Origin of the sequence: Pseudomonas sp. EGD-AK9, from assembly GCF_000465935.2 — a bacterium.
Lineage (GTDB): Bacteria > Pseudomonadota > Gammaproteobacteria > Pseudomonadales > Pseudomonadaceae > Aquipseudomonas.
In genome coordinates, this window is sequence record NZ_AVOF01000371.1 from 1 (window position 1) to 2,988 (window position 2,988).

Below are 2,988 nucleotides of genomic sequence, written 5' to 3' on the forward strand. Positions count from 1 at the left end.
CGAGGCGCCGACGCCGCTGCAGTTGCTGGGGCAGCAGAGCCTGGATCTGGCCAGCCTGCTGCTCGATTACCAGATACGTCATTACCCCTGGCCGTCGGGCGTGCCTGTGGCCTTCGCCCAGCTCTCGCCGCAGGCGCTCGACCAGGTGCTCGAGGCGCGTTTCGCGCAGCTGCGCCTGCTTTTGCCCGAGCATGCCGAGGCGCTGGCCAAGATCCGCAGCAGCTACCAATTCGTCCGCCCGTTGCTGCAGGCGTCGGAGACGCGCGGGCAGGGTGGGGCGGAGTTCTACCTCAGCCGCGCCGTGCTCGATCTCGACGAGCTGGCCGCGAGCCTGCGCCAGCCGGCGCCCTGAACCGATATTTCCCACCCCCCACTGCAAGGAGTCAACGGCATGCAGCCCTTCGTTCTCATCACCGGCGTTTCCTCCGGCATCGGCCTGGCTTGTGCCCGTCTGTTGCTCGATCAGGGTTACCGGGTCATAGGCACGCTGCGTCGTCAGGACGAGGCCGCACGGCTGCGCGAGCAGCTGGGCGAGGCCTTCCATCCGCTGCTGCTGGACGTCACCGATCAGGCGGCGCTGCCGGACGCGGTGCGCCAGGTCGAGGCCTGGGTCAGCGGGCAGGGGCTGGCGGCGCTGATCAACAACGCCGGTATCGCCTCGCCCACCGGCCCGCTGCTGTTGCAGCCGCTGGCGGAGATGCGGGCCATGTTCGAGGTCAACCTGTTTGGCCTGATCGGCGTGACCCAGGCCTTCGCGCCCCTGCTCGGCGCCGGACCCGGTCGCGCCGGCCGTGGTCGGCTGATCAATATCGGCTCGGTGTCCGGGCGCCTGACCACGCCGCTGGCCGGCTGCTACGCGGCGAGCAAGCATGCGCTGGAGGCGGTCAGCGACGCCTTGCGGGTGGAGCTGGGCATCTACGGCATCGAGGTGGTGCTGATCGAGCCGGGGCCGATCCGTACCGCGATCTGGGGCAAGGTCAAGGCCGATCCGCGCTACGCCGGCACGGATTATCAGGCTGCAGTGCAGGCGCTGCTGGAGCGGGTGGAACGCAGCGCGCGACAGGGCGCGGCGGTGGAGCGCGTCAGCCTGGCGGTGCTGCGGGCGATCCGCGCGAGCAGGCCGAAGCCGCGCTATCCCCTGCATCCGATGTGGCATCTGGCCGCCTGGTTGCCGACCCGCTGGCGTGACCGCCTGCTGGCAGGGCGCGGCGCGTTGCCGCGGCGCAGCAGCCTTTGAACAGGCTCTGAGGGGCTTCAGCCGCCTTTGCGCGAGCCGACCTGGTGCTGCTCGCGCCAGGTCGCCGGCGGCATGCCGAACTGCGAGATGAACCAGCGGGTGAAGGAGCTGGGCAGCGAGTAGCCGAGCATGTCGGCGATGCGCGCCAGCGAATAGCCGGGGTTCTCCATATAGCGGATCACCAGTTCGCGGCGCACGCTGTTGATCAACTCGCTGAAGGTAGTGCCGCCGTCCTCCTCCAGGCGCCGCTGCAGGGTGCGCACGTTCATGCCCTGGGCCTGGGCGATCTGTTCGATGGTGGCGCGGCCCATGGGCAGCAACAGGTAGATGGCCTTGCGCACGTCCAGGGTCAGCGAGTGTTCGCTGGAGCCCTGCAGCGAGTCCAGGTAGCGCTGGGCGTGGCGGGCCATGGCGGCATTGGCCAGCGGGTTGGCGGTATCCAGGTTGGTCGAGGGGCAGACGATGCCGTTGAATTCGCTGCCGAACTCCAGGGGGCAGGCGAACATGCGCCGGTGCACGGAGAGATCCGCCGGGGCCTCGTGGCTGAAGTTGACGCTGATCGGGTGCCAGTGCGCGCCGAGCAGGGCGGCGCAGAAGCGGTACATCACGCCGATGGCCAGTTCGATGGCCTGGCGACTGTGGCTGGGGTATTCGCTGACCACTTCCTCACGAATCAGCACCGTCTTGCCGGCTTCCTCGATATAGATCGCCAGCGAGTCGTTCATCAGGTGGCGGTACTGCACGATCACCTGCAGCGCATCGCGCAGGCTGTGCTGGTGGCTGAGCAGCAGGCTGACCTCGCCGAAGTCGGAGAGCTGACGCAGCTCGGCCATGCGCAGGCCGAGGGTTTCGCAGCCGCTTTCGCGGGCGGAATCTTCCATCAGGCGGATGGCCGCCTCGACCGGTATGCGCTGGTCGGGGTCGTTGAGCATGGCCTGCGTCAGGCCCGCCTGGGCCATCAGCACGCGGGTATTGAGGCCGTACTGGCGCGCCACTTCCAGGTAGTTGGTCAACACGGCGGCACGGGCTTGGGCGGTCATGCAGGGGCTCGCTCTCGGGGCGGCTCGGGCTGGCCGCAGGGCTTGGACATGCCTCTAGCTTATAAAACGTTAGTCATGAAATGAAAAGTGCCTGGCAGCCAAAGCGAAGCCGGTGCGGGGGCGAGCTCCTACTATCCTGGCCGGTCTGCCGGGCATTCGCGCCCGGCACCGCCGCCCCGAGACTGGCGCTTGCGGCACTGCTCCTGTCGCTCTGGCCCGCGCTGGCCGCGGCGCAGTGCAGCTGTCCGCACAGCCGGTGCGGCACAACCACGCGTAGGAGCAACCATGCGAGTCAACATGCCGCTCAGTGGCCGCGAATGTACCTATCCGGCCGACCAACGTCTGATTTCCACCACCGACCTCAGGGGGCTGCTCACCTCCTGCAACGACGAGTTCGTCGCCGTCAGTGGCTTCAGCCGCGAGCAACTGATCGGCAGCCCGCACAATCTGGTGCGCCATCCGGAGATGCCGGCGCAGGTCTTCGCGCAGATGTGGGAGTACCTCAAGGCCGGCAAGAGCTGGATGGGCATCGTCAAGAACCGCTGCAGCAACGGCGACCACTACTGGGTCAACACCTATGTCACGCCGGTCCTCGAGCAGGGCCGGGTGGTGGGCTACGAGTCGGTGCGGGTCAAGCCGGACGCCGACCAGGTGCGCCGCGCCAGCGCGCTGTATGCACGCCTGAACCAGGGCCGCGCGGCGGTCTCGCTG

At 68.2% G+C, this 2,988-nt stretch carries 4 protein-coding genes; 3 read left to right on the forward strand and 1 reads right to left on the reverse strand.

What is annotated here, in order from left to right; translation table 11 throughout:
• Positions 1 to 352: hypothetical protein (locus tag N878_RS29030; protein WP_036988071.1), on the forward strand; the 352-nt coding region annotated here is incomplete at its 5' end.
• 39 nt (positions 353 to 391) lie between these two features.
• Complete coding sequence (locus N878_RS16550) at positions 392 to 1,237, forward strand: SDR family oxidoreductase (RefSeq protein WP_021444722.1); 846 nt, start codon at positions 392 to 394, stop codon at positions 1,235 to 1,237.
• 17 nt (positions 1,238 to 1,254) lie between these two features.
• Here N878_RS16550 and N878_RS16555 read toward each other — a convergent pair whose 3' ends face one another.
• Positions 1,255 to 2,277: an AraC family transcriptional regulator gene (locus tag N878_RS16555; protein WP_021444723.1), complete on the reverse strand. Its 1,023-nt coding sequence runs from the start codon at positions 2,275 to 2,277 to the stop codon at positions 1,255 to 1,257.
• Positions 2,278 to 2,562: 285 nt separating this feature from the next.
• Here N878_RS16555 and N878_RS16560 point away from each other — a divergent pair.
• On the forward strand, positions 2,563 to 2,988 hold a 426-nt coding region (locus N878_RS16560; RefSeq protein WP_031303302.1), incomplete at its 3' end, for a PAS domain-containing protein.

Excerpts from the sequence above, each read along its gene's own strand:
- N878_RS16550 (WP_021444722.1), top strand. The coding sequence starts at position 392 with ATGCAGCCCTTCGTTCTCATCACCGGCGTTTCCTCCGGCATCGGCCTG.
- N878_RS16555 (WP_021444723.1), bottom strand. The coding sequence starts at position 2,277 with ATGACCGCCCAAGCCCGTGCCGCCGTGTTGACCAACTACCTGGAAGTG.